Origin of the sequence: Sphingomonas sp. 4RDLI-65 (assembly GCF_049472435.1) — a bacterium.
GTDB lineage: Bacteria > Pseudomonadota > Alphaproteobacteria > Sphingomonadales > Sphingomonadaceae > Sphingomonas.
In genome coordinates this window covers 152,856-174,965 of record NZ_JBCEBT010000002.1, presented here as the reverse complement: position 1 = coordinate 174,965, position 22,110 = coordinate 152,856, and the positions used below count along the sequence as shown (strand labels likewise).

Below are 22,110 nucleotides of genomic sequence, written 5' to 3'. Positions count from 1 at the left end.
CCGACGGTTGCGGTCCGCTTCGTTAGTGATCGCACCCTGTCCATGGGTCCCGGCGTGCGCCGGGATGACGGAGGGTGGGTGGACGGGGTATTAGAAGGACATGCTGCGACGAAGCGCGGTCGAGATTAGTTTCGCCGGGCGATCGCCTGGGATAGCGCCACCACCGCCGCTTCCGCTACCACGCCTCCGGCATTCCCGGACGCCATGATCGCCCGCTCGGCGGTGCGGACGCGCTGGATTGCGGTGGCGAGCATCACCGGCGACCAACGGCGCAAGGACCGAGCGGTGCTCGCCTCTTCCTTGAAGAACACGCGGTGGCGTTTCATCACCGCGTCGACCGTGTCCCCCCGGTCGATCTCGCCGCGCATGTCGGCGAGCGCGATCAGGCGGCGGACGAGTTGGCGCAGCCACGGGATTGGCGAGGTACCGGCCTCTTCGAGCACCGCGAGTTCGGCGCCAAGGTCATCGACCCGGCCCTCGATCACCGCGTCGATCGCGCGGCTCATTTCTGCGTCGCCGAGGTCCGCACCGACCGCATCGAGCGCGTGGTGGTCGAGGTCCGCGGGGCGATCGGGCGCGGCGTCGAGGTAGAGCGCGAGCTTCTCGATCTCTCGCGAAATGACAGCGCGGTCGCCTCCGGTCGTATCAACGAGGCGGCGAGCAACGCCTGGGGCGGGGCGCAAACCGTTCTCGCCCGCGATCGTCGTCGCGAGGCGTTCGGCATCCTGCGCCGTCGGGGCATAGCAGGCGAACGCCATCGCGCGCGGCGAGTCGATCGCGAGCTTGACGATCTTGGCGGTCGACTTGACCGTCGGGGCGATCGCGACGACCGGGTTGCCGACGCGCTCGGCGGCCAACAGGTTGGTGAACGCTTCAAGGCTCTCCTCGCCCGCGGATGCGACGCGGACGAACCGGGCGCCCGCGAACAACGACAGCGAGGCCGCCTCGTCGGTCAGCCGGCCGGGGTCGCCCTTGAGCGTCGAACCATCGAGATCGACGCGCTCGGCATCCGCGCCCATCGCCTTGGCGAGCACGCGGGCAAGGTCGCTCGCGCCCGCCTCGTCGGGGCCGTGGAGCAGGTACAGACGGATATCGCCGCCCGGTTTGGCCAGCGCACCGCGGATCTGGCCGGCGCTGGCCTTCACTTTGCGGGCGTAGCGCCCTGCGCCGCCGCGACGGCAGGCGTATTGCGTGCGTACAGTGCGACGCGCGCGACGATCTGGTCGGCGACGATCTGTGACAGGCGTTCGAGCGCGGTGTTCTCGGCGGCGATCGTCGCATATTCCGAGCGGACGACGTCGATACCGGCGTCTGAGCCCGCGGTCGCATCTAGCAGTACCGAGCCGTCGCCGATCCGTACGAGCTGATAACGCGCGCGCAGAGTCCGGCGTTCGCGCGAGACGCTGTCGTCGGTACGAACGCCGAGGCCGCTGATCTGGTCGTCGAGACGAATGTCGATCCGGTACAGCGCCGGCGCGCCGTTCGACGGCAGGCGGTCTCGTAGAGCCGTCGCCATCAGCCAGCCGTTCTTGCCCTCGATCGGCGCGATCTCGACCTGACCGAGCGCGCCCGCGACCGGTCCGCTGCTGCCGCCCGCATAGAGCGGATGCAGTCCGCAGCCGGACACCATGGGCGCCAGCACCAGCGCGCTGAGCATCGCAAGCCGCTTCATGCGACGATATTCACGAGACGGTCGGGCACGACGATCACTTTCCGGGGCGGCTTGCCCTCGAGCAGGCGGACGATCTTTTCGGAGGCGAGCGCGGCGGCTTCGACCGCGTCCTTCGGCGCGCCCTTGGCGAAGACGAGCGTGTCGCGCAGCTTGCCGTTGACCTGCACCGCGATCGTGACTTCGTCGTCGATCAGCATCGCCGGATCGACGATCGGCCATGCGGCGTCGGCGATCAGGCCGTCATTGCCCGCGGTCGCCCAGGCTTCCTCTGCGACGTGTGGGACCATCGGGCTGACGAGCAACAGCAACGTGCGGATCGCCTGTTCGCGGTCTGCAGAGGGCGCCGCCTTCTCGATCGCGCTGCACAGTGAGTAGAGCCGCGCGACCGCCTTGTTGAACTGCAAGGCGTTGATATCGCTCTCGATACCCACGGTCGTGCGGTGACAGAGCTTGCGCAGGGCGATGTCGGCGCCCTCGGCCTTTGCCGCATCATCGGACTCGATCAGGCGCCAGAGACGCTGGACGAACCGCCACGCGCCTTCGATGCCGGATTCGCTCCAGGGGAGATCGCGTTCGGGCGGCGAATCGGAGAGCACGAACCAGCGCACCGCGTCGGCGCCATACTGGTCGACGATCGGCTCGGGATCGACGGTGTTCTTCTTCGACTTCGACATCTTCGTCACGCGACCGACCGTCACAGGGCCTCCGGTCGCGATCTCGATATACCCTGCATCGGTCTTGCGGACCTCGTCGGGAGACAGCCACTTCGTCTTCACCGGCGCGTCGCTCGAATCGTCGTCGTCGGTGTCGGCCTCCGGCTGCGCGTCGCCGGCGTCGCCTCGGCTATACGTCTCGTGCGTGACCATGCCTTGCGTGAACAGCCCGGCGAACGGCTCGGCGATGTCGAGCATGCCGATATGCTTCAGCGCGCGCGTCCAGAAGCGCGCGTAGAGCAGGTGCAGGATCGCGTGCTCTACGCCGCCGATATACTGGTTGACCGGCAGCCACTTCTCCGCGCCCGTCCGGTCGAACGGTTTCGCGTCCGGCTGGCTGGCGAAGCGGATGAAATACCACGACGAATCGACGAACGTGTCGAGCGTATCGGTCTCACGCCGCGCATCCGCGCCGCACGACGGACAGGGGACGTTTTTCCAGGTCGGATGGCGATCGAGCGGGTTGCCGGGGATGTCGAACGACACGTCCTCGGGCAGCACGATCGGCAACTGGTCCTTGGGCACCGGCACCGCGCCGCACGCGTCGCAGTGGATGATCGGGATCGGCGTGCCCCAGTAACGCTGACGGCTAACGCCCCAGTCGCGCAGGCGGAACACGGTCGTGCCCTTGCCCCAGCCTTCGCCCTCGGCGCGCTCGATCACGACGCGCTTGGCGTCCTCGATGTCGAGCCCATCGAGGAAGTGCGAGTTCACGATGGTGCCGGCGCCGGTCCAGGCGGTGTCCCCGACGAACACGGGGGCCTCGTCATCGCCTTCGCTCACGACGCGCTTGACCGGCAGGTCGTATTTGCGCGCGAAATCGAGATCGCGCTGGTCGTGCGCGGGCACGCCGAACACCGCGCCGGTGCCGTATTCCATCAGCACGAAGTTGGCGATGTAGACCGGGAGCTCCCAAGCCTTATCAAGCGGATGCACCGCACGCAGACCGGTATTGAAGCCCAATTTTTCCTGCGTATCGAGTTCGGCCGCAGTGGTGCCGCCCCGCTTGCACAGTTCGATAAACGCAGCCGCATCGGGGTTCGTCTCGGCGATAGCGCGCGCGATCGGGTGATCGGCAGCGACCGCGACGAAGCTGGAGCCGAACATCGTGTCGGGGCGGGTGGTGAAGACCTCGACGCTCTCTATTCCCCTTCCGCTTGCGGGAGGGGCTAGGGGAGGGGAGGCGTCCCCAACCACTGCCGTCGCGTTCGCGTCAGGCCCTCCCCCGACCCCTCCCGCGAGCGGGAAGGGAGCAGAAAGTTGGAACTTGAACTGCAACCCCTGGCTGCGGCCGATCCAGTTCTCCTGCATCAGCTTGACCTTGTCGGGCCAGTGCTCGAGCGCGCCAAGGCCATCGACCAGCTCGTCGGCAAAATCGGTGATCTTCAGGAACCACTGCGACAGTTTCCGCCGTTCGACCAGCGCGCCCGAACGCCAGCCACGACCGTCGATCACCTGCTCGTTGGCGAGCACGGTCATGTCGACCGGATCCCAGTTTACCGCCGATTCCTTGCGATACACGAGCCCCGCCGCGAACAGGTCGAGAAACAGCGCCTGCTCGTGGCCATAATACTCAGGCTCGCACGTCGCCAGTTCGCGCGTCCAGTCGAGCGCGAAGCCGAGGCGCTTCAGCTGCGCCTTCATCGTCGCGATGTTGGCGCGCGTCCAGTTGCCCGGATGCACGCCCTTTTCCATCGCCGCGTTCTCGGCGGGCATGCCGAACGCGTCCCAGCCCATCGGATGGAGCACTTCCATGCCCTTCATTCGACGGAACCGCGCGAGCACGTCGCCCATCGTGTAGTTCCGGACATGCCCCATATGGATGCGCCCCGACGGATAGGGGAACATCTCGAGCACGTACGAGCGCGGCTTGGTCGACAGATCGTCGGCGGCGAACGTCTTGCGTTCGTCCCAGACCTTCTGCCACGCCGCGTCCGCCTTCAACGCATTGAAACGCGACGCCATTATACGGTCCTCAGCCCGCGATCGAGGCGCGGCGCAGGTCGCGGGCCTTGGTCAGGATGATGTCTTCCAGCTTCTGCGTGGTCGCGGCCTGGACCGGCGATGACACCCACTGGCCGTTGCGGTTGACTTCGCGAAGCGCGGCGACGCGCAGCGCATCGGCGCGCAGATCCTGGTCGAGGATCGAGACGGTCACCTTCATGCGCTCGGTCGGCGTCTGCGGATTGATGTACCAGTCGGTGACGATCACGCCGCCATTGGAGTCGGTCTGGAGCAGCGGCATGAAGCCCAGCGTGTCGAGGCTCGCGCGCCACAGATAGCTGTTCACGCCGATCGTGGTGATCTTCGATGCGGCGAGATCCGCCTTGGGACGCGCCGAACCGCCGCCGCATGCGACGAGAGGCAGGGCAAACAGCACGACTGCGATACGCGAGCGGCGGAACATGGGCATCATCCTGGCAAGAAAATCAGTCCTTGCTCTACAGGCCAGCCTGCGCCCCCGCAAGCTGACGCCGGGATCGCGGTCACGGGGCGTGCGAACGGGGTACGACGACGAAAACGAGGCCTCAAAACCCCAAATCTGTGTGCTGATTGCAACACTATCTCATAATCGGCGCAGGAAGCCGCTCTTCGGTGGTTGCCATGGATCAATTCGTGATAGTCGCAGTTTCACGAGGGATCCGATTACGGGATTCGAGGAATAGATTCGTTGTGATGACGCGTGGGGGAATAGTCGGGGTGGTTGCCGGGGCGCTTGTCGCCACTGCCGCAATTGTCGCGCCCGCGTTCGGCGCCAGCGAACAGCCCGCCCGAATCGCCAAGAGCAACGTCGCGTCGGTCCGCGGTATCGGATCGTTCACCCCCGCCGCCGCCGATCCCCGCCTTGCCGCGATGTTTGCGCGCGGTGGCTTCGAAGCCGGCAGCTTCCGTTTCACGCCCGCCGAAACCCGGCAGAATAATCGCGCGGTGACCGTTGCGGTGCGTGCGCAGACCAATCGCGCCCTCGCCAACACGGCGAGCCTCGCGTCGTCGACGTCGACCGTCGGCATCGCCCCGATCGCGTATAATCTCGGCATGTCGGTCGGCTGGAAGCGCTTTGCGATCTCCGGCGACATGAACAAGCTCGATCTCGGCGCGATGCCGGGTAGCCGCGAAGCCGCCGATCTCGCGGTCAGCTACAGCGCCAAGCGGTTCAGCGGCACGGTAAAGGCAGCGGCGGATCGTCCGCTGTCGAACGCACCACACCTCGTCGAGGACGCGCCGAGCTATTCGGTCGATCTCGGTGGCTCCTACGCGCTGACGCGCAGCCTCGCGGTCACCGCCGGCGTGCGCTATCGCTCGGACCGCGAGCGCTTCGTAAAGGTCGACGACGACCGCCGCGACAGCCAGGCCGTGTATCTGGGCACCGCCTTCCGCTTCTAAGCGTCCGAGTAGCGACGGTTCGTCGTAGTGCTCGACCGGATTTCGCAATTTGCGGGTAAACCCGAACCCGTCCTTACCCATCGCCGCATCTCGTCCAATCCGTCACCCCCGCGAACGCTGGGGTCTCCCTCGATACAGGTGAAGCGTGCCCCACGATGAGATCCCAGCGTTCGCTGGGATGACGGTTAGGGGGAGGCGGACGACTAAGCCTAGCAAACCCAAGCGTCGATCGCGGCCCATCCGTGAAACCCGAACCGCCGAATTCTTCGCCAGCGCGACTCATCCATCCCCCCCAGCGCAATGACCGGTATCCCAAGTCCGCGCCCGATCCGCATCGCCCGCGCCGGCCCAAGCCCAGCCGCCCCCGCATGCGACCGCGTGGCATGAACCGGCGACACGAACAGCGCATCCGCCCCCGCCCGCTTCCCGGCCAAGGCTTCCCTACGATCATGCGCCGGCCAGGTCCTGATCTCCGACCTCGCCCGAGTCCGCACCCGGCCGTGCACGCCGTCCGCCCCGATCGACGACGCCCCGGCCACGACCACGATCAGCCCGCGTGCAAACGCGACGCGCTTCACCCGCAACAGCATCGCCCGCCGCTCCCCCGCAGGCGTAGCGTAATGCCGAAACACCACCCCCGATCCGGGCGGCAACCGGCGCAGCGCCGCCCCCAGATCGTCACCCATCCGCTCGTCGGTCATCAGCCAGCGCTCGGGGATGGGCTTTCGGAGCGTCACGTCGCTGCCTATAGCGCCCGGCATGACATCTGACGACACCACGCCACTCGAGTCCATCCGCACCCGGATCGCCAAGGCCGCCGAGATCGCCGACCGCCGCGTGACCGACATCACGCTGATCGCGGTCTCCAAGACGCACCCGGTCGCCGCGATCGAACCGCTGCTCGCACAGGGCCAGCGCGTGTTCGGCGAGAACCGCGTGGCAGAGGCGGCGGAGAAATGGCCGGCGCTGCGCGAGGCGTATCCCGACGTCGAACTCCATCTGATCGGCCAGCTCCAGTCGAACAAGGCCGCCGAAGCCGTCGCGCTGTTCGACTGCATCCACGCGGTCGATCGCCCGTCGCTGGTCACCGCGCTGGGGAAGGCGATGGACGCGAGCGATCGCCGTCCCGACTGCTTCCTCCAGGTCAACATCGGCGACGAACCGCAAAAGGGTGGTTGCGCGATCGCCGACCTGCCGGCGCTGGTGGAGCAGGCGCGTGCCGCTGGGCTGCCGATCGCCGGGCTGATGTGCCTGCCGCCCGCCGACATCGAGCCGGCGCCGTATTTCGCGCTGCTGGCGAAACTCGCGCGCGATCACGGGCTGACAGGGCTCAGCATGGGCATGTCCGACGATTTCGAAACAGCCGTGACGATCGGCGCGACTCACGTCCGCATCGGCAGCGCATTGTTCGGCGCACGGGGCATCGCGGCATGAAGTTCGACGCACTGCTGTTCGACTTCGACGGCGTCCTGATCGACAGCGAATCGATCGGCAACCGCCACATCGCCGAATGGCTGACCGCCGCCGGGCACCCGACCACCGCCGAAGACTCGATGGCGAACTTCATGGGGCTCGCCGGCCCGCAGTTCATCGACGCGCTCGAACGCTGGATCGACCGGCCGCTCCCCGCCGACTTCTACGCAGCGCGGAAAGCCGAGGACGAGCGTGTGATGGCCGCTGGTATCGACGCGATCGAAGGCGCGGTGGCGTTCGTCCGGTCGCTGCCCGCCGACCTGCCCAAGGCGATCGTCTCGTCGAGCCCGGTGAGCTGGATCGCGCGGCACCTGGAGCATATCGGCCTGCGCGACGCATTCGGCGACCACCTCTACAGCGGCCGCGAACACGTGACGAACGGCAAGCCCGCACCCGACCTGTACCTGTTCGGCGCGCGCCAGCTCGGCGTCGACATCGCGCGAACGGCAATCCTCGAAGACTCGCCCGTCGGCGCGACCGGCGCGGTGGCGTCGGGGGGCTACGTCATCGGGCTGTCGGCAGGGTCGCATTGCAACGCCGAACACGGCGCGCGGCTGAAGGCTATCGGTGTCGATGCGCTGGCGGACAATTTCGCCGACGTCGCGCGGTTGGTCGGGGCGCACTGACCACCCCCTCCGTCATGCCGGGCTCGTTCCGGCATCCACCGCTCCGCTTGATCATCGGCGGTCGATACGCGGCACGGTGGACCCCGGAACAAGTCCGGGGTGACGGAGGTGGGCGGCACAACCCGTTTTGCTGCGATCGCAGGAATCCAGGGTAACTAAGGGCCGAGCGCGGTATCCTGGGCTCCTGCGTCAGCAAAAACCCCGCTAACCCCGCTAACCCCGCTAACCCCGCTTCCGCCGCCAGATCGCCCCGACCCCCGCCACTAGATCATACGGAATCGCCGCCACTTCCCGCGAGCGCATCTTGAGCTGGTACCGCCGGCTCCCGCCATGCGGCACGTGGATCGCGCTCGCCGGCATGCCGAGCATCGCGAACAGCATGCGGATGCGCGGCTGGTGATAGCCATCGGTGCAGATCATGCACCGCGCGTACTGGCCAGCGCGCGCGAACGCGGTCGCCGCGACCACGCTCTGCAAAGTATCCACGCTCGCCTCGTCGAGATGAATCCGCGACCGGTCGACCGTCTCCGCCAGCACATCCGCCATCACCGAAGCCTCGGACGGCCCATGCGTCCCCTTCGCGCCCGAGCAGAACAGGTCGGCATCGACATAGCGCGCCGCCGCCGCCGCCGCGAACGCGATCCGCCGCGCGAGCGTCGGGCTGGGGCTGCCATCGGGGCGCACCGCCGCACCGAACACCACGATCAACCGTCTGGAGGGTGGGGGCGAGGGCGGAATATCGGTCAGAACTGGTGCCCCGTACGATCGCGCTTGGTCGCCAGATACTGCGCGTTATGCGGGTTGGACGGCAGGAAATGCGGCACCCGCTCGATCACCGTCACGCCCGCCGCCTCCAGACCCGCGACCTTGGCCGGATTGTTCGTCAGCAACCGCACCTCGCGCTGGCCGAGCAGCGTCAGCATCCGCGCCGCCACCCCGAAATCGCGTGCATCGACGGCAAAGCCCAGCCGCGTGTTCGCATCGACTGTATCGAATCCCTGGTCCTGCAACGCATACGCGCGCAGCTTGTTGACCAGCCCGATCCCGCGCCCTTCCTGCCGCAGATACAACAGGATACCCCAGCCGCTATGCTGGATCGCGTGGATCGCGGCGTGCAACTGCGGCCCGCAATCGCATTTGAGGCTGCCGAGCACGTCGCCCGTCAGGCACTCGCTATGCAGGCGGACCAGCGGCGGCTGGCCATTGGGCTGGCCGATCAGCAGCGCGATATGCTCGTCCGCGCTCTCGGGTGAGCGGAACGCGACGATCTCCGCATCCTCCGCACCCGCGACCGGAAGCCGCGCCCGCGCCGCAAGCGTCAGCCGGGTCGCATCCTCATGCGCGTCGATATCCGCGCGCGTGATCGCGACTTCGTGTTCGCCGCTGCCAAGGAAGAACGCCGGCAACAGCCCTGCGATCCGCGCCAGCCGCAACGCCGCCGCGGCCGCCTCGGGATCGGCCAACGCGATCGTCTGGAACGGCCCCTTCATCGGCGTTGCCAGATCGAACTGCGGATCGGCCAATGCGGCCGCCGCGGCAAAATCGATCCACGGCGCGCGATCGACCAGCACCGGCTCGGTCGGATCGGCAGCCGCCAGCTGGTTCGCCAGCTTCAACGTCGCTGCCCGCCCCGAGGAGATCAGCACGCCGCCATTCGCATCGGGATCGAACGCCGCCAGACGGTCCGCATCCGCCGTCTCGACCGCGAGCAGCACGAGCCCGTCGATCGCGATCGGCCAGCCGCGCCGCAACGCATCGATCGCGCGGGCAGCAGCGCGGGGGTCGGTCAAAACGCAAACTCGGTCATGATCGGCACGTGATCGGACGGCTTGAGCCAGCTCCGGCAGCGCTCATACACATGATGCGACACCGCCGCCTCGGCCGCGGCCCCGGTCGCCCACATATGATCGAGCCGCCGCCCGCGATCCGACGCTTCCCAATCCTTCGCGCGATAACTCCACCACGTGAACAGCCGTGCAGGGGCAGGGTGGAAATGGCGGCCGAGATCGACCCAGTCGCCCGCCGCCTGCAATCGGCCCAGCGCCGCGACCTCGATGGGCGTGTGGCTGACGACGTCGAGTAGCTGCTTATGGCTCCAGACGTCCGATTCGAGCGGGGCGATGTTGAAGTCGCCGACCAGGATCGTCGGGCCTGCAAGCGTCTCCGACCAAGTCGTCATGCGTTCGATGAAGTCGAGTTTCTGGCCGAACTTGGGGTTCACCTCGCGGTCGGGCACGTCGCCGCCGGCGGGGACGTAGACGTTCTCGAGCCGCACGCCGTTCTCCAGCCGGACGCCGATATGGCGCGCCTCGCTGTTCGCCTGCCAGTCGAACCGGTCATCCTCGACGATCGGCACGCGGCTCAGAATCGCGACGCCGTGGTGCATGCGCTGGCCGTGCAGGACGATGTGGTCGTAGCCGAGCGCGCGAAACGCCTCCAGCGGGAAGTCGCCGTCGATGACCTTGGTCTCCTGCAGGCACAGGATGTCGGGTTGCTCGTCGCGCAGGAACTGCTCGACGATGGCGATCCGGAAACGGACCGAGTTGATGTTCCAGGAGACGATCTTCACGGCCGCGATGTAGCGTTGCGCAGGGGTGGGGACAAGGAAGCGTCTGGGGCTTCTGGAGAAGGGAGAAGGCGCCACGGGCAAAGCCCATGTCGTCGACCGAGCTATCGCTCGTCGGCCGCGCTTGAGCGAGTCATGAAGACGCAGTCTTCCTGCCGCTCTACGCGAAAGACCCTCGCTCCGGGGGCATGGAGCGAGGGCCAACTCAGCGTTCGTCACGCAGGCGAGAGGTGAGGAAACCATCCGGGCAACAGGGGGAAAAATCCCGAATGCCCCACATCCGCGACCCGATATCTAGGAGACGGAACCTGTCGCTTGCATGAATGGCGACCGGGTTATGTCACTTTCTTCCACCTTTTTGACGCGGATCGTTCCAGCGGAAGGTGTTGTCGCTGACCGGCGCACCGAATTTCTGGTTGGTCAGCCGTACAGTCGTCCGGTTGTTCTGGCTGTCGAGCGCGACCCAGCCCTGCAGCATCAGACCCCCTGGGGCGCCAGCGCTTCGCACGAAAACCAGCGTGATCCTGCCAGTCTCGGGATGTTTGGGATCGTTTACCTCGACCGACACGATCCGCGAATCATACCCGGGAACGAGTTTGGCATAGCGCGTGATATCCCGTGTCGGATCGAGGAATACGACCAAGGGCGAGTTCTTGATCGGCCAGCGCTGCACCTGCTTGACCGAATAATCGATGAACGTCAGCGCACCGCCCTCCGCGACGATCAGGATCGGCACACCTTTCTGATACTGGAACCGGATTTTGCCGGGCTTCTTTAGCGTCAGAACACCAGTCAGGACCTTGCCGTTACGATCCGCTTGCGAGAAATCAGCGGTCATCGTCTCCATCGCTTGAAGAGACTTCTGCACGGCCGCGAGATCGCCGGTCGCCTGTGCGGCGATCGGCGCGGGCAGGGCCGCGACCGAAATGGCGGCGATCGTCGCGATCACCGCGGGGCGGGTATTGAACATCGAAATCTCCTTGCAGCGCGACCGTTGCCCGCCCGCGCTTGAACCGCCACTGAATTCGACGAGTTCCGCTACAGCGTGATCGCCGCCTTCATCCCCAGCACGCCGACGTCGTTCGCGTCGTGTACGCCGCCGGGATTGTGGATGAACTGCACATTGGGTCGCAGTTCGAGCCACCGCGTCGGATGCACGCTGTAATACAGCTCGGACGCATATTCCGCGCCCTGTACCGCCGGCCGCGTCGGATCGAGTTCCTGCCCCTTCGCGACGCGCCCGTTCACGTTGGTCCGCGCCACGCCGAAGCCCAGGATGTCGCCCGGCCGCCATGGCACCAGCCCCTTGTAGAACAGCCCCGCGGCGACCTGGTTGTCGGTGGTCGCGGTCGCGCGGTCGGCCTGCGTCGCGTTGAGGAACACGCTCAGCCCGGTCACCGACTTGCCGTCCTTCGACGTGCCGGTGATCTGCTGCTGAAGATTGAAATACACCCCGTAGCGCGCATCGCGGCGCAGCGGCGCAAGCCCGGTGATCGCGATCGGCTGGCGGTTCAGATCGTAGAACACGTCGTCGCCGTTCGACGTGCTCACCCAGCCGCCGACCTTGTAGGCGCCGACCCGGCCATCGTCATTGCCGCGATGCCATTCCGCCTCGACGGGTACGAGCACCCCGGTCGCGCCGTGAAAATGACCGATCACGAAATCGTTATCGAGGTTGCGCGGGTTCACTTCGTAGACGCCCGCCTTGAACGTCATCTGCTCGCTCTGGTCGTAGCGCAGCCGCGCGCCCCATTGGCCGACCGGCCAGTTCTGCCAGTAATCGCCGACCAGGTTGCCCGGCTGCGCGCCGCAGAAGCTGAGGTTCTGGAAATAGCACGAGAACACCGCGAAATCCTCGCCGGGATTGGTCCGGCCGACCTTTACCTCGAGCTTCTCGCCGAGTTTCTGCTCGTACCAGAACTGCGTGAGGCGCACCGTCTGGCCGCGGCCATAGACTTCCTGCACCTGCTGCAGCACGCCCAGATTGGCATCCGCACCGAGATCGCGACCGCGGCGATAGGTGACGGTCGCCTGGAACGCACCGCCCTTGAGCCCGACGACCTTGTCGAGATCGAGCAGCACGCCGACGTCGAACTGGCCGGTCTCGCGCAGCAGCTTCCGGTCGCCGCCCGAGAAGTTATACCCGCTTTCCGAGGCATAGCGCGCGCTGACTCCGATGCCGCGGTCCGCCAGGCGTTTGCGGATGTCGAACCAGTCGGCGAACAGGCCGGGCGGCGGCGTGCGCTGCGTATCTGCGGTCAGTGCGGACGGGGAGAGATCGCTGTCACGGCGAACGCCCGCGCGGGGGCGGTGCTGCGTGTCGGTGGTGGAGCTGCCGGGGGTCTGCTTAGCGATATCCTGCGCCGAAACCTGCCCGGATACGGCAAGCGCCACTGCCGCCGCACACAACCGCCGATACCCCATCACGCTCACCTGTTTTTCGTAACTTATATCAACCCCTTATAGCGGGTCGCCGCAGTCCGAAACCCTCCGGAAGGTTGAAGGCCGGAGTTTCAAGAATCCTCCCCCGCCAGGGGGAGGTGGCTGGCCCTTGCCAGACGGAGGGGGAGGGGGCGACAACGTAGGTTCCGTGTCCTCCCCCTCCGTCACCTGCGGTGCCACCTCCCCCTGGCAGGGGAGGATTGCAATGCAGCGCTAGATCGCATGCCCCTCGGTATCGCGCAGCACTTCGCGCCGGCCGACATGATCCGGACGGCCGACGATGCCGTCCTTCTCCATCCGCTCGATCAACCGCGCGGCGGAGTTGTACCCGATCCGCAACTGCCGCTGCAGCCACGAGGTCGACGCCTTCTGCGACTCGCACACCAACTGGATCGCCTGGCGATACTGCTGGTCCTCCGCCGAATCCTCACCCGTCGGCGAGCCCTCCAGCGCGAAGCTCTCCTCGGGCTCCTCAGTGACGGAGGAGATGTAGTCCGGCAGCCCCTGCGACCGCCAGTGATCCGCCACCAGCCGCACTTCGTCGTCGGTCACGAACGGCCCGTGCACACGGACGATGCCCTTGCCGCCCGGCATGTAGAGCATGTCGCCCTTGCCCAGCAGCTGCTCCGCGCCCTGCTCGCCGAGAATGGTCCGCGAATCGATCTTCGACGTGACGTGGAAGCTGATCCGCGTCGGCAGATTGGCCTTGATGACGCCGGTGATGACGTCGACCGACGGCCGCTGCGTCGCCATGATCAGGTGGATGCCCGCCGCGCGCGCCTTCTGCGCGAGCCGCTGGATCAGGAACTCGACCTCCTTGCCCGCGGTCATCATCAGATCGGCGAGTTCGTCGACGATCACCACGATCTGCGGCAGCACGTCGTATTCGAGCTTCTCCTCCTCGTACATCGGCGCGCCGGTATCGGGGTGATACCCCGTCTGCACCTTCCGCCCGAGCGGCTGCCCCTTCGCCTTCGCGCCGCGCACCTTGTCGTTGAAACCGGCGAGGCTGCGGACACCCACGGAGGACATCTGGCGATAACGATCCTCCATCGTCTCGACCGCCCATTTCAGCGCGCGCACCGCCTTGGCCGGATCGGTCACGACCGGCGACAACAGATGCGGGATGTCGTCGTACATGCTCAGTTCGAGCATCTTCGGATCGATCATGATCATCCGGCACTGGTTCGGCGTCAGCTTGTACAGCAGCGACAGGATCATGCTGTTCAGCCCGACCGACTTGCCCGACCCGGTCGTGCCCGCGACCAGCAGATGCGGCATCGGCGCGAGATCGGCGATCACCGAATCGCCCGCGATGTTCTTGCCGAGGATGATCGGCAGCTGCGCCGACTGGTCCTCGAACGTCTGGCTGCCAACGAGTTCGTGCAACGACACCGCCTCGCGCCGCGCATTCGGCAGCTCGATGCCGATCACGTTGCGCCCCGGAATTACCGCGACGCGTGCGGAAATCGCGGACATGTTGCGCGCGATATCGTCGGCCAGCGCGATTACGCGGCTCGCCTTGATGCCCGGCGCAGGCTCCAGCTCGTACATCGTCACGACCGGGCCCGGCCGCACCTCGATGATCGATCCCTTCACATGGAAATCGTCGAGCACGTTCTCGAGCAGCCGCGCGTTGCGTTCGAGCCCAGCCTTGTCGATCACATTGCCCTGGCTCGGCGGCGACTGGGTCAGCAGGTCGAGGCTCGGCAACGTGAAATTGTCGCGCAGGTCGAGCGACGACTGGCGCTCCTTGGGTTTGGCCTGCGATGGTGCGTTCTGGCGATCCGCGATTACCGGGGCAGGGCGCGGGTCGGGCTCGGCAACCGGGCGGGGCTCGACCGGTTTGCGCGTCAACGTCAGCGGCTCGTCGTCATCGACCACATCGTCGAAGCCGTCATAGCCGAGCGCCTCGGTGCGATTGCGGCGGGGCAGGCGCCATTTGCGCTCGCCGAGATCGATCTCGATGCTCTTGCCCCAGACGATCGCACCCGCAATCGCCGCGACCAGTCCGATTGCGCGCGCGGACCAGAGCTCGGCCGTAGGCTGGCCGATGAAGCTCAGCCCCCAATGCACCGCACTCGACACCGACAGCCCGATCACGCCGCCCCACCCTGCCGGCAGCGCCAGCACGGACGTGCCCGAGACGAACGCCAGCGCGCTCGCCATCAGCGCGACGCCGATCGCCGCCCCGCGCACCATCCGCAGCCAATGCCCCAGCGGCGCATCCCGCCACAGTCGCATCCCCAGGATCGGCCCGATCGGCAGCAGCAACGCGACCGCCGGCCCGAATAGCGTCAGCGCGATATCGGCGAACCACGCGCCCGGCGGCCCGACCAGATTGGCGGGGTAGCCGCCCGACGCGGTGTTCAGCGCCGGATCACTCGGGTGATAGCTCGCCAGCGCCAGCGCCATCAGCAGCGTACCGACGAACAACGCGATCGCCGCGATCAGCGCACCGCTGCGCACTGCCCCCGCCTTCACCGTCTCACGCCACAAGGCTGGCTGCGCGCGGCTGGCCATGACCCGTATTCTCCAGATTCTCTACAATAGAGAAATGCATCGTCCCCGGCAGCCTCAACGTCAAGATAACCACGCTGCAACACGGGTTAAGCTGCATCCGGATCGTCGTTGGCAGCGACCGGCTGGCGGGATAGAGCGGCGCCATGGACACAGATGTAATCATCCTCGGTGGCGGGCTGGTCGGTGCGACGCTCGCCGTGGCGCTCGGCGTGCACGGCATCTCGACGATCGTGATCGACCCCGCCGACCCCGCGGTGACGCTGGCCCCCGGCTTCGACGGCCGCGCCTCCGCGGTCGCGAGCGCAAGCCACCGCATGCTCGACGCGATCGGCATCGGCGCGACGCTGGCGGGGCAGGGCTGTGCGATCCGCCAGATCCGCGTCAGCGACGGCCTCGAACCCGGCGCACTCGATTTCGTCCCCGCCGCGGACGATGGCGCGCTCGGCACGATGTACGAGAACAAGCTGCTCCGCCGCACGCTGTTCGACGCCGCCACCGCCGCGCCGAACGTCGACCTGCGCATGCAGACGCGCGCGACATCGGTCGACCGCGCCGAATCGGGCGTCACCGTCACGCTGGACTCGGGTGACGTCGTCCGCGCGCCGCTGATGATCGCCGCCGAGGGCCGCAACTCGCCGACCCGCGAGGCTGCCGGCATCACGATCGCCCGCTGGTCGTACGAACACACCGCGATCATCGGCGCGTTCCATCACGCACTGCCGCATAACGACGTCGCCTACGAGATCTTCTATGCGAGCGGCCCGTTCGCGCTGCTCCCGCTCCCCGACGATGCCGACGGCCACCGCTCCGCGATCGTCTGGACGGTCGACGCGAAGAACGCCCCCGGCATGCTGAAGCTCGGCGACCGCGCGTTCCTCGCCGAAGCGGAAAAGAGCATGGGCGGCTTCCTCGGCACGCTCTCGATCGCCACGCCCCGCTCAAGCTACCCGCTGGGCTTCCACCACGCCGCCCGCATCACCGACACCCGCCTCGCACTGGTCGGCGACGCCGGCCACGGCATCCACCCGATCGCAGGACAAGGGCTCAACCTCGGCTTCCGCGATGTCGCGACGCTCGTCGAGGTGCTGGTCGAGGGCAAGCGCCTCGGCCTCGACCTCGGCGATGCCGCCTTGCTCGCCCGCTACCAGCGCTGGCGCGGGCTCGACACGTTCATGACCGCCGCCGCTACCGACACGCTCACCCGCCTGTTCGGCCTGCCCGGCAAGACCGCCAGCGCGGTGCGTCGATTCGGCATCAGCGCGGTCAACGCGATCCCGCCGCTGAAGGACCGCTTCATGGCCGAAGCACGCGGCGAAAGCGGCGATCTGCCGAAACTGCTACAGGGCATGACGGTATAGTGCAGCCGCCGCTGCGCACCACGCGCCGTCACCTGCCGGGGATCCTCGCGGGCGCCTCGATCGCCGCGGTCGGTATCGTGCTTATCCTGTCGATCGGACTCGCGGTCGATCATTGGCCGTTCGCGTTCGATCGCGCGATCATCCTCGGCGTCCGCGCATGGGGGGGGCCGGCGTGGTTGCCCAAGGTCGCGGCCGACATCACCGCGCTCGGCGGCGGCATCGTCCTGACGATCGTCGTCGTGATCGTCGCCGGCCTGCTGATCGTCCAGCGCCTCTGGCTGACCGCGCTGGCGATCGTCGCGGCCAGCGTCAGCGGCAATGTGATCGTCGAACTGGTCAAGCTGCAGATCGGCCGTCCGCGCCCCGACATCGTCGCGCACCTCGTCACCGTCTCGCACATGAGTTTCCCGAGCGGGCATTCGGCCAACAGCGCGATCGTCTATCTGACGCTCGCCGGACTCGCCTCGCAGGTCACGCAGGATCGCGCGACGCGGCGCTATCTGCTGGTCGTCGCGATCCTGCTGGTCGGCGCGATCGGCTGCAGCCGCGTCTATCTCGGCGTGCACTGGCCGAGCGACGTGCTGGCCGGCTGGAGCTTCGGCACGCTGTGGGCGCTGGCCTGGTGGCTCGCGACCGCCCGCGCACGCCAGGCGATCGGCGGCGAGCGCCACGCGTTCGGCACCCCGCCGCCCGATCCGGCCTCCTAGCGCCCCTTCTCGGCCAGCGTCCGCTCCCAGGCCAGCGCATCGCGGACGATCCCGTCCAGATCGGCATGCCGCGGCGTCCAGTCGAGCGCCGCCAGGATCGCGCGATTGTCCGATATCAGCATCGCCGGATCGCCCGCGCGGCGCCCTTCGAGACGCCGGTCGATCGTCAAGTTGGTCACCTTGTCGACGGCGTCGAGCACTTCGAGCACCGAGAAACCCTTGCCGTAGCCCGCGTTGAGCGTGTGGCTCTTCGCAGGTTCGGCAACTAGCACCGCCAGCGCGGCGACATGCGCGGCGGCAAGGTCGGTGACGTGGATGTAATCGCGCACCCCCGTACCATCCGGCGTGGCGAAGTCGGTGCCATAGACGCCAACGTGCGATCGCTTGCCGGTGGCCGCCTCGACCGCGATCTTGATCAAATGCGTCGCACCGATGGTCGACTGGCCGCTGCGTCCCTGCGGATCCGCACCCGCCACGTTGAAGTAGCGCAGTGCCGCGTAATTCATCGGGTGCGCCGCCGCGACGTCGCGTAGCATCGCCTCGGTCATCAGCTTCGACATGCCGTACGGATTGATCGGCACGGTCGGATCACCCTCCGCGACCGGCACCTTCTCCGGCGTGCCATAGGTCGCGGCGGTCGACGAGAAGATGAAGTGCGGCACGCCCTCGACCACCGCACTCTCGATCAGCGCACGGCTGGCGGCGGTGTTGTTGCGGTAATATTTGAGCGGATCGCTGACCGATTCGGGCACCACCACCGAGCCGGCGAAATGCATGATCGCACGGACGTTATGCTCGCGGATCGCCGCGCGCACCTTGGCATCGTCGGCGACGTTCGCCTCGACTAGTGCCGCGCGGCAGTCGACCGCCCAGTCGAACCCGGTGACCAGATTGTCGACCACGACGACGTCATACCCGGCATCGAGCAGCGCCAGCACTGCGTGGCTGCCGATATAGCCGGCCCCGCCGGTCACCATAACCTTACCGTCAATCACGCGCGTCTCCTCTTTGTTGCGCGGTAGCGACTTCCTACATTGGCGGAAAGGAGATCGTGATGACGGATTATGTAACGCTGGCCGGCGGCTGCTTCTGGTGCACCGAGGCGGTATTCAAGGATGTGATCGGCGTCGAGAGCGCCGAGAGCGGCTATATCGGCGGGCATGTGCCCAACCCGACCTACAAGCAGGTCTGCGGCGGCGACACCGGGCATGCCGAGGCGATCCGGATCGGTTTCGACCCTGAGCAGCTGAAGCTCGGCGACCTGCTCGACATCTTCTTCGCGACGCACGACGCGACGACGCTGAATCGGCAGGGCAACGACGTCGGCACGCAGTACCGCTCGGCGATGTTCCCGGCGGACGACGCGCAGAAGGCCGAGATGCAGGCAGCGCTCGAGCGCGCACAGGCGGATTCGCCGAAGCCGATCGTCACCACCATCGAGCCGATGGACACGTGGTACGAGGCCGAGGGCTATCACCAGGATTACTGGGAGACGTCGGGCCGCTCGAACCCGTATTGCATGGCGGTCATCCCGCCCAAGCTGCAGAAGCTCCGCAAGAGCTTCGCCGCACGGTCGAAGGCGGCGGTCAGCGCCTAAGATCGGACCATAGCCGTTCCCCCGCGGACGCGGGGGCCCAGCTAAATACCGCAGTACGACCTAGCTCCTGGACCCCCGCCTCCGCGGGGGAACGGGCGCTAGCGGTGAGCGGCACGGCGAAGACGGTCGTTGATCGCTTCGCCGATACCATCGAGTGGGATTGGTGCGACGGCAATCTTCGCACTCGCGTTCGCGTCCGCGGCGTGAAGCAGATCGAACAGCTTCGCGGCTGCTTCGACGAGGTTGCCCGAAGCCGACAGGGAAGCCTCGCCCGTCACGTCGCCAAAACCAATCAGCCACTCGTCCGACCCGGCGTCGGTAGCATTCAAGCGAAGCAGCTTCTTGGGAGCATAATGGCTCTCAAGCTGTCCAGGCGCCGTCACCCCACCCGTACTCCCCCCCGGCGAAGGCCGGGGCCCAATTGGGGGACGGTCATGATCCGCGTTGCGCTCCGTTACATCCGACGTTCCAATTGGGCCCCGGCCTTCGCCGGGGGGGTGCTGTTGGCCGGGTGGGTGTTGGAGGTGGGTTAGGAGCGCTTCGGCCGTCACCGGCCCCGGCCGCAGCACCGTCCGCCCGGCCACGATCGTCGACTCCAACCCAGCCTCGGTCGCCCCGTCGTCGATAATCAACGGCACGTTCCCCCCGAGGCTCCCCGCAACATGCGCCGCGCTAGTCGGTGAAATCCCCCCACTCGCATTGGCAGAAGGCGCCGCCAACGGCCGCCCCGAAGCCGCAATCAACCCCTGCATAGCCCGATGCCGAGGCACCCGAACCGCGATCGTGTCGAGCCCCGCGGTCACCAGCGAAGCGATCCCCGAATCCCCTCTTACCGGCAGCACCAGTGTCAGCGGCCCCGGCCAGAACGCCTCGGCCAACGCAAGCGCATCCGCATCGAACACCGCGATACGCTCCGCCGCGGCCAGATCCGCCACATGCACGATCAACGGATTGAAACTCGGGCGCCCTTTCGCGGCATAAATCCGCGCCACCGCTTCGGCATTGGTCGCGTCCGCGGCAAGCCCGTACACCGTCTCGGTCGGCACCGCGACGATCCCGCCATCGCGAATCAGCGCGGCGGCTTCGGCGATCGCGGCCGTGCCGTAGGGTAAAATCCGAGGGTGTGGACGGGTCATTCCACAGGCGTATAGCGGGTCCAAACCGTAGCGATAAGAGGATGCGATGGCCTTCACTCCAGCAACCACCGAACAGCGTTTCGTGCTCGACCATGTCGTCCGGATCGGCGAACTTGCCGACACCGAACGCTATGCCGCCGCCAGCGACGACGTCGTCGACGCGGTCCTCGAAGGCGTCGGCCAACTCGCGGCCGGCGAATGGGCGCCGCTCAACCGCGCTGGCGATACGGTCGGAGCCAAGTGGACCCCGGACGGCGTTGTCATGCCCGACGGCTTCGCGCAGGCGTACAAGGATTATGTCGAGGGCGGCTGGGGCACGATTGGCGTCGAGGAGGAATGGGGTGGACAGGGCCTGCCGTTCGCGATCCAGACCGCGGTGCTCGACACGCTCGGCTCGGCCAACATGGGCTTCGCGCTGTGTCCGACGCTGACCGTCGGCGCGATCGAGGCGCTCCAGCATCATGGCAGCCCCGAGCAGCAGGCGCTCTACCTCCCCCATCTCGCGACCGGCGAATGGACCGGCACGATGAACCTCACCGAGCCGCAGGCGGGCTCCGACGTCGGCGCGTTGCGTGCGACGGCGACGCCTCTCGGTGACGGCAAGTGGAGCATCAAGGGCACCAAGATCTACATCTCGTTCGGCGATCACGACATGGCGCCGAACATCGTCCACCTCGTCCTTGCGCGGACGCCGGGCGCACCCGCCGGCACCAAGGGCATCTCGCTGTTCCTCGTCCCCAAATACCGCCTCAACGAAGACGGCACCCCGGGCGACTTCAACGACGTCCGCGTCGTCTCGATCGAGCACAAGATGGGCCTCCACGCCTCGCCGACCTGCGTGCTGAGCTTCGGCGATAACGACGATTGCATCGGCGAACTGATCGGTGCCGAGCTCGGCGGCATCCGCGCGATGTTCACGATGATGAACAATGCGCGGTTGAACGTCGGCCTCCAGGGCGTCCAGGTCGCCGAGGGCGCGACGCAGGGCGCGGTAGCCTATGCGCTCGACCGCGTCCAGTCCGCCCGCGCCGGTTCGCCGAACAAGGAGTCGGTCAAGATCGTCGAGCATCCCGACGTCCGCCGCATGCTCATGCGGATGAAGGCGCAGACCCAGGCGGCCCGTGCGCTGGTCTATTACGCGGCAGGACAGGTCGATCGCGCCAATCTGGGCGACCACGCCGCGCGCAACCGCCTCGAACTCGTCACCCCGCTCGCCAAGGCGCACGGCACCGATCTTGGCAACGAAGTCGCGTCGCTCGGCATCCAGGTCTACGGCGGCATGGGCTATGTCGAGGAAACCGGCGCCGCGCAGTATTTCCGCGATGCCCGCATCACGCCGATCTACGAGGGCACCAACGGCATCCAGGCGGCGGATCTGGTCGGGCGCAAACTCGGGTTGGATAACGGCGGCGCGTTCGCCGCGCTGATCGCCGACATCCGCGCCGAAGCGAAGGACGAGCGGCTGTTGGCGCTCGTCAATGCCTGCGAAGCGATCGGGCGTAAACTCGCCACCGCGGACGCCGACGACAAGCTGGCGGCAAGCTATCCGTTCCTGACGATGCTGTCGGTCGCGACCTGCGGCTGGCTGATGGAGCGGCAGGGCGGTGTCGCCGGCACCGACGATTTCGGCCGGATGAAAACGGCGGCGGTCCGCTTCTACCTCGACCAGATCGTCCCCGAGGCGATGGGCCTCAACGCGGCCGCCAATGCCAGCGCGGCGGTGCTCTACTCGATCGAGCCGGAACTCTTCGCGGCCTGAGTCAGCCTCTACAAATCCGTCATCCTTATTCGTGAGGATGACGGCCCTCTTTCCCGTTCGCCCTGAGCGAAGTCGAAGGGTGTGCCCCGCGCGCAGATGCTTCGACTTCGCTCAGCACGAACGGGGGGAGGGGGGGCGCCGAGTGCCACATCCG

At 67.0% G+C, this 22,110-nt stretch carries 20 protein-coding genes; 7 read left to right on the top strand and 13 right to left on the bottom strand.

The window, feature by feature from the left end; all coding sequences use genetic code 11:
• Positions 1-125: 125 nt before the first annotated feature.
• The 4 genes from holA to VH567_RS05715 are packed head-to-tail and all read right to left on the bottom strand — an operon-like array spanning position 126 to position 4,792.
• Positions 126-1,145 (bottom strand): DNA polymerase III subunit delta, encoded by a 1,020-nt coding sequence (holA, locus tag VH567_RS05730; protein ID WP_423324043.1) that lies wholly within the window; start codon positions 1,143-1,145, stop codon positions 126-128.
• On the bottom strand, positions 1,142-1,672 hold the full coding sequence (gene lptE / locus VH567_RS05725; RefSeq protein ID WP_423324041.1) for an LPS assembly lipoprotein LptE: 531 nt from the start codon (positions 1,670-1,672) through the stop codon (positions 1,142-1,144). Before lptE ends, holA begins: the two co-directional genes overlap by 4 nt.
• Complete coding sequence (leuS, locus tag VH567_RS05720) at positions 1,669-4,350, bottom strand: leucine--tRNA ligase (protein WP_423324039.1); 2,682 nt, start codon at positions 4,348-4,350, stop codon at positions 1,669-1,671. Before leuS ends, lptE begins: the two co-directional genes overlap by 4 nt.
• Before the next feature lie 10 nt (positions 4,351-4,360).
• A complete protein-coding gene (locus VH567_RS05715; RefSeq protein WP_056053843.1) occupies positions 4,361-4,792 on the bottom strand; it encodes a DUF3576 domain-containing protein in 432 nt (143 codons plus the stop codon).
• A 269-nt stretch (positions 4,793-5,061) separates the two neighbouring features.
• Here VH567_RS05715 and VH567_RS05710 point away from each other — a divergent pair, with 269 nt between their 5' ends.
• Positions 5,062-5,769 carry a hypothetical protein gene (locus VH567_RS05710; RefSeq protein ID WP_423324037.1) on the top strand — a complete coding sequence of 236 codons (708 nt, stop codon included), beginning with the start codon at positions 5,062-5,064 and terminating at the stop codon, positions 5,767-5,769.
• A 209-nt stretch (positions 5,770-5,978) separates the two neighbouring features.
• Here VH567_RS05710 and VH567_RS05705 read toward each other — a convergent pair whose 3' ends face one another.
• Entirely contained in the window at positions 5,979-6,506 is a 528-nt protein-coding gene (locus tag VH567_RS05705; RefSeq protein WP_423324034.1) for a thiamine phosphate synthase, read from the bottom strand.
• Positions 6,507-6,528: 22 nt separating this feature from the next.
• On the opposite strand from VH567_RS05705, the gene VH567_RS05700 reads away from it, so the two are divergent.
• Together VH567_RS05700 and VH567_RS05695 are read left to right on the top strand one after the other, a co-directional pair.
• Positions 6,529-7,203 carry a YggS family pyridoxal phosphate-dependent enzyme gene (locus VH567_RS05700; RefSeq protein WP_423324032.1) on the top strand — a complete coding sequence of 225 codons (675 nt, stop codon included), beginning with the start codon at positions 6,529-6,531 and terminating at the stop codon, positions 7,201-7,203.
• Positions 7,200-7,868, top strand: a complete 669-nt coding sequence (locus tag VH567_RS05695) for an HAD family hydrolase (protein WP_423324030.1) — start codon at positions 7,200-7,202, stop codon at positions 7,866-7,868. The genes VH567_RS05700 and VH567_RS05695 overlap by 4 nt, the downstream gene beginning before the upstream one ends.
• 222 nt (positions 7,869-8,090) lie before the next feature.
• On the opposite strand, the gene VH567_RS05690 is transcribed toward VH567_RS05695, so the two are convergent.
• The 6 genes from VH567_RS05690 to VH567_RS05665 form a co-directional block, all read right to left on the bottom strand.
• The gene (locus tag VH567_RS05690; RefSeq protein WP_423324989.1) at positions 8,091-8,570 is read right to left on the bottom strand and encodes a YdcF family protein; all 480 of its coding nucleotides are present in this window, start codon (positions 8,568-8,570) and stop codon (positions 8,091-8,093) included.
• A 41-nt stretch (positions 8,571-8,611) separates the two neighbouring features.
• The gene (gene ribA, locus VH567_RS05685) at positions 8,612-9,658 is read right to left on the bottom strand and encodes a GTP cyclohydrolase II (protein ID WP_423324028.1); all 1,047 of its coding nucleotides are present in this window, start codon (positions 9,656-9,658) and stop codon (positions 8,612-8,614) included.
• Complete coding sequence (locus VH567_RS05680; protein WP_423324025.1) at positions 9,655-10,437, bottom strand: exodeoxyribonuclease III; 783 nt, start codon at positions 10,435-10,437, stop codon at positions 9,655-9,657. The genes ribA and VH567_RS05680 overlap by 4 nt, the downstream gene beginning before the upstream one ends.
• 337 nt (positions 10,438-10,774) lie before the next feature.
• Positions 10,775-11,404 carry a LolA family protein gene (locus VH567_RS05675; RefSeq protein WP_423324023.1) on the bottom strand — a complete coding sequence of 210 codons (630 nt, stop codon included), beginning with the start codon at positions 11,402-11,404 and terminating at the stop codon, positions 10,775-10,777.
• A 68-nt stretch (positions 11,405-11,472) separates the two neighbouring features.
• Positions 11,473-12,858 carry a carbohydrate porin gene (locus tag VH567_RS05670; RefSeq protein WP_423324987.1) on the bottom strand — a complete coding sequence of 462 codons (1,386 nt, stop codon included), beginning with the start codon at positions 12,856-12,858 and terminating at the stop codon, positions 11,473-11,475.
• Between the two features lie 231 nt (positions 12,859-13,089).
• The gene (locus tag VH567_RS05665; protein WP_423324021.1) at positions 13,090-15,399 is read right to left on the bottom strand and encodes a DNA translocase FtsK; all 2,310 of its coding nucleotides are present in this window, start codon (positions 15,397-15,399) and stop codon (positions 13,090-13,092) included.
• A 143-nt stretch (positions 15,400-15,542) separates the two neighbouring features.
• Here VH567_RS05665 and VH567_RS05660 point away from each other — a divergent pair, with 143 nt between their 5' ends.
• Together VH567_RS05660 and VH567_RS05655 are read left to right on the top strand one after the other, a co-directional pair.
• The gene (locus tag VH567_RS05660) at positions 15,543-16,757 is read left to right on the top strand and encodes a UbiH/UbiF/VisC/COQ6 family ubiquinone biosynthesis hydroxylase (protein ID WP_423324019.1); all 1,215 of its coding nucleotides are present in this window, start codon (positions 15,543-15,545) and stop codon (positions 16,755-16,757) included.
• Positions 16,757-17,464 (top strand): phosphatase PAP2 family protein, encoded by a 708-nt coding sequence (locus tag VH567_RS05655; protein ID WP_423324017.1) that lies wholly within the window; start codon positions 16,757-16,759, stop codon positions 17,462-17,464. The genes VH567_RS05660 and VH567_RS05655 overlap by 1 nt, the downstream gene beginning before the upstream one ends.
• On the opposite strand, the gene galE is transcribed toward VH567_RS05655, so the two are convergent.
• The gene (gene galE / locus VH567_RS05650; RefSeq protein ID WP_423324015.1) at positions 17,461-18,459 is read right to left on the bottom strand and encodes a UDP-glucose 4-epimerase GalE; all 999 of its coding nucleotides are present in this window, start codon (positions 18,457-18,459) and stop codon (positions 17,461-17,463) included. The genes VH567_RS05655 and galE overlap by 4 nt on opposite strands.
• Before the next feature lie 59 nt (positions 18,460-18,518).
• On the opposite strand from galE, the gene msrA reads away from it, so the two are divergent.
• Positions 18,519-19,061, top strand: coding sequence for a peptide-methionine (S)-S-oxide reductase MsrA (msrA, locus tag VH567_RS05645; RefSeq protein WP_423324013.1), 543 nt, complete (start codon positions 18,519-18,521; stop codon positions 19,059-19,061).
• Positions 19,062-19,159: 98 nt separating this feature from the next.
• Here msrA and VH567_RS05640 read toward each other — a convergent pair whose 3' ends face one another.
• On the bottom strand, positions 19,160-20,197 hold the full coding sequence (locus VH567_RS05640) for an L-threonylcarbamoyladenylate synthase (protein ID WP_423324011.1): 1,038 nt from the start codon (positions 20,195-20,197) through the stop codon (positions 19,160-19,162).
• A gap of 46 nt (positions 20,198-20,243) precedes the next feature.
• Here VH567_RS05640 and VH567_RS05635 point away from each other — a divergent pair, with 46 nt between their 5' ends.
• Positions 20,244-21,956: an acyl-CoA dehydrogenase gene (locus tag VH567_RS05635; protein ID WP_423324009.1), complete on the top strand. Its 1,713-nt coding sequence runs from the start codon at positions 20,244-20,246 to the stop codon at positions 21,954-21,956.
• Positions 21,957-22,110 lie beyond the last annotated feature (154 nt).

Excerpts from the sequence above, each read along its gene's own strand:
- lptE (WP_423324041.1), bottom strand. The coding sequence starts at position 1,672 with ATGAAGCGGCTTGCGATGCTCAGCGCGCTGGTGCTGGCGCCCATGGTG.
- leuS (WP_423324039.1), bottom strand. The coding sequence starts at position 4,350 with ATGGCGTCGCGTTTCAATGCGTTGAAGGCGGACGCGGCGTGGCAGAAG.
- VH567_RS05715 (WP_056053843.1), bottom strand. The coding sequence starts at position 4,792 with ATGTTCCGCCGCTCGCGTATCGCAGTCGTGCTGTTTGCCCTGCCTCTC.
- VH567_RS05710 (WP_423324037.1), top strand. The coding sequence starts at position 5,062 with ATGACGCGTGGGGGAATAGTCGGGGTGGTTGCCGGGGCGCTTGTCGCC.
- VH567_RS05700 (WP_423324032.1), top strand. The coding sequence starts at position 6,529 with ATGACATCTGACGACACCACGCCACTCGAGTCCATCCGCACCCGGATC.
- VH567_RS05695 (WP_423324030.1), top strand. The coding sequence starts at position 7,200 with ATGAAGTTCGACGCACTGCTGTTCGACTTCGACGGCGTCCTGATCGAC.
- VH567_RS05675 (WP_423324023.1), bottom strand. The coding sequence starts at position 11,404 with ATGTTCAATACCCGCCCCGCGGTGATCGCGACGATCGCCGCCATTTCG.
- VH567_RS05670 (WP_423324987.1), bottom strand. The coding sequence starts at position 12,858 with ATGGGGTATCGGCGGTTGTGTGCGGCGGCAGTGGCGCTTGCCGTATCC.
- VH567_RS05665 (WP_423324021.1), bottom strand. The coding sequence starts at position 15,399 with ATGGCCAGCCGCGCGCAGCCAGCCTTGTGGCGTGAGACGGTGAAGGCG.
- VH567_RS05660 (WP_423324019.1), top strand. The coding sequence starts at position 15,543 with ATGGACACAGATGTAATCATCCTCGGTGGCGGGCTGGTCGGTGCGACG.
- msrA (WP_423324013.1), top strand. The coding sequence starts at position 18,519 with ATGACGGATTATGTAACGCTGGCCGGCGGCTGCTTCTGGTGCACCGAG.
- VH567_RS05640 (WP_423324011.1), bottom strand. The coding sequence starts at position 20,197 with ATGACCCGTCCACACCCTCGGATTTTACCCTACGGCACGGCCGCGATC.
- VH567_RS05635 (WP_423324009.1), top strand. The coding sequence starts at position 20,244 with ATGGCCTTCACTCCAGCAACCACCGAACAGCGTTTCGTGCTCGACCAT.